Raw genomic sequence first — 397 nt, forward strand, 5'->3', positions numbered from 1 at the left:
GGTGACCACTGGCACGCCACCGCCGAGCTGTACAAATAAGTTTAAGTAATCACTGAAGACATAACTCTCCACTCAACGGCACCAGGCATAAAAATAGCAGTTCAACCCTTCTCGCCGTTGAGCAAAAAACCTGTTCAGGAGTAAAGACTATGAAAACCAAATTGATCATCGCAACCCTGGGTCTGGCATCCGCTCTCTCTTTCGGCGCAAGCGCAGCCGTACAGCAAGTGAATGCCGATCAGGCACAAAATCTGCAGCCAATGGGCAGCGTCTCCGTGACGTCAGTCACCGGCTCCCCGATGGACATTCGTCAGGAACTTGCCGCCAAAGCTGAAAAAGCAGGCGCCAGCAGCTATCGCGTCACCGAACTGAATCAGGGTGACCACTGGCACGCCAC

General features: G+C 53.4%; 1 protein-coding gene. It reads left to right on the top strand.

All coding sequences use genetic code 11. From position 1 onward, the window contains the following. Positions 1-149: 149 nt before the first annotated feature. On the top strand, positions 150-397 hold a 248-nt coding region (yhcN, locus tag IM295_RS22905; RefSeq protein ID WP_193055962.1), incomplete at its 3' end, for a peroxide/acid stress response protein YhcN.

Origin of the sequence: Enterobacter cloacae complex sp. P14RS, from assembly GCF_014895895.1 — a bacterium.
GTDB lineage: Bacteria > Pseudomonadota > Gammaproteobacteria > Enterobacterales > Enterobacteriaceae > Enterobacter > Enterobacter bugandensis.